The 2,949-nt window shown below is 30.1% G+C and carries 1 protein-coding gene; it reads left to right on the top strand.

The features are described 5' to 3' along the window. The coding region (locus ACH5BF_RS14210) for a beta strand repeat-containing protein (RefSeq protein ID WP_423274897.1) at positions 1 to 2,949 on the top strand (2,949 nt) is incomplete at both ends.

The following is a 2,949-nucleotide window of genomic DNA, read 5'->3' as shown; positions in this document are numbered from 1 at the left end:
GTCAAATATCCTAGGTGGAACAACATCATTAACAATAACAGCAGGAACAGGAATTGGAACAAACTCTGATGATATAGATACAACAGTAGCAAATATCACACTAACAAATAATACAAGTGGTGATATATACCTACAAGAAACAGATACACTAGAAATAAAAGGAATCACACAAAATAGTAGTGATGGTGTAATAAATATTGTTGTTGACTCAGGAGATATTACACAAAGTGGAAATATTACATCAGTAAATGGAGATATAAGTGTAATAGCTACATCTGGAAGTATCATAATGAATGATATAAAAGAGACAAACTCAACAGCAGGAAATATTACATATAACGCAAGTTCAAATGTAGAAGTAGCAATTATCAATACAACAGGAAATGTAACAGTAATAGCAGGATTAGCAATAAGTGATAACTTAAGTAGTGAAAATGCAAATATCACAGCAAATGAAGCAACATTAAGTGCAACAACAGGAATAGGAACAAATAGTGATGAAATAGATACAGATGTATCAACAATCTCTTTAACAAATATAACAAGTGGAGATATATTCCTAGAAGAAGATGATGACTTAATAATTTCTTCAATTAATTCACAAGGTACAAACGGTGATGTAGTAATCGTAACAGAAGAAGGAACAATTACAACAACAGGAACAATAACAACAAATACAAGTTCAGATGGAGATATATTACTTCAAGCAATAGGAACAGCATCTGATATCACAATAGGAGCAGCCTTATTAAGTACAGGTAATGTTTCATTAAACGCAGGAAGAAGTGTAAACCTAAATGCAAATGTAACAACATCAACAAGTAGTAAAACAATAGATGTTCTTGCAAATAATTCAATAACAATGATAGATGGAACAACTATCCAAACTAATGATGGAAATATCATTATAGAAGCAACAAATGGAAGTGTAACTACAGATAGCGTAAATGCAGGAACAGCAGATGTAGGTATTTATGCAGGAACAACACTAAGTGATATAGATGGAAGTTCATTAATTACAGCAAATGAGTTATTGATAAAAACAGGAAGTACAATAGGTGAAGGAAGTAATCACTTAAATACAGCAGTAGATGAAATAACAGTAAATAGTGGATCAGATGTATATATCACAGAAGCAAATGCAATAGAAGTAAATAGTGTAGATGTAGAGGTAAATAGAGTGGATGTTACAGGAGTAGCTACGCTTACAACAAGTTATGATACACAGTCTGATATAACAACAGGCGGAAGCTTAGTGTTAGAAGCAGGGGCAATGACAGTAAGTGAAACTATAGTTGTAGAAGAGAATGTATTATTAAAATCAAGTGATACGATTATATTAAATAGTGATTTAACATCTACTAGTGGAAATATTACATTAGATGCAACAAATAACCTAGAATTAAACGCAGATGTAAAAGCAGTAGTAGCTAATAAAACAATAGAATTAAATGCAGGAAATAATATCATTATGGCAACAGATACATTAGTATCTGTAGAAAATGGTGGAAATATCTTATTCGATGCGAATAATGATGTAACAATTGAAACAATAGATGCAAAAACATCAAGTGTTTCAATCACTGCTGGTGGTAATTTAATAGATACTGATGAACAAGTAGATATTATAGCTTCTAGCTTATTATTAGATATTACAGGTGCTGTAGGAAGTGTAAATAATCACTTAGAAACAAATATAGATACATTAAGTGCAAAAGCAGGAAATGGTTTATTTATAACTGAAACTAATACAGTATCAATAGATTCAGTAACAGTAAATGTAAATAGTGTAAACAATGATGGAACTACTACAGTTACAACAAATGAAGCACAAGAAAACTTAGTATCTACAGACAAAATGATTTTAGTAAGTACACAAGGTGATATTGATATTACAGAAGGTGCAGTAGTATTTTCAAATAGTGATACACTTATTAAATCAACAAATGGAAATGTTGTGTTAAGTAGTGAATTAAATACATTAGGAAACTTAAGTATCCAAGCTTCAAATAGCTTCACTCAAAATGCAAATGTAATAGCAACTGGAACAGTAGATGTAGAAGCAACAACAATTACAATGGGAACTACAGCCTCAACAGATGCAAAAACTTCAAATATTAGATACAACGCAACAGGAGTATTAACATTAGGTGAATTAGTAACTACAAATGATGTATCATTAAAAGCAGGTTCAATAGTAGATTCAAATGCAGATACAACTAATGTAACAGCAGATGAGTTAAGAGTTGAAACTACAGGTTCAATTGCAGAAGAGTCTAACAAACTAGAAACAAATGTAGCAAAATTAAGTTCAGTTTCTAATGGTTTATTTATTGTTGAAGCAGATGATTTAATAATAGGACAAACTTCAAAAATTGCAGTTCAAAGAGTAGATGAAGTATCTAATTTATCAGTTGTTGAAGATTCTATCCAAGGTAATATTAGCTCAAATTCAGATGTTTTCGTTAAGGCAATTAATGGAAATATTACAATGGAAGATGATTCTTCAATTAATGCTACTGGTTCAAACGCAACACTTGAAGCAAGTGGTACTATTTTCCTTGAATTAATTAATGCACAAAACGTATCTATTAAAGGAGCAAATTTAGTAGATATTGATTTAGATGCAGATACTTTATTAGATATTATTTCATCTTCATTAGTTTTAGATATTTCAAATGATATTGGTACTACAACTAACTTTATTGAAACAAATATTGATTCAATTGATTCTAATTCAAATAATTTATATTTAGATGAATTAAATGATTTAGTTGTAAATAGTATCATTTCTAATGTAGCTCATATTCATGCAGGTAATATTACAGATTTAGGTACAGATATTAGTATAGTTGCAACAGAATTAACAGTAAATGCAAATGAGATAGGTGAAATAGGAAATCACTTAAATACAGATGTAGATACGATGAATGTTACAGTTGCAAATGA

The sequence above is a fragment of the Arcobacter pernae genome (genome assembly GCF_049472135.1).
Taxonomy (GTDB): Bacteria; Campylobacterota; Campylobacteria; order Campylobacterales; family Arcobacteraceae; genus Arcobacter_B.
The sequence above is the reverse complement of the archived record's forward strand: the minus strand, read 5'-3'. Positions and strand labels throughout refer to the sequence as shown.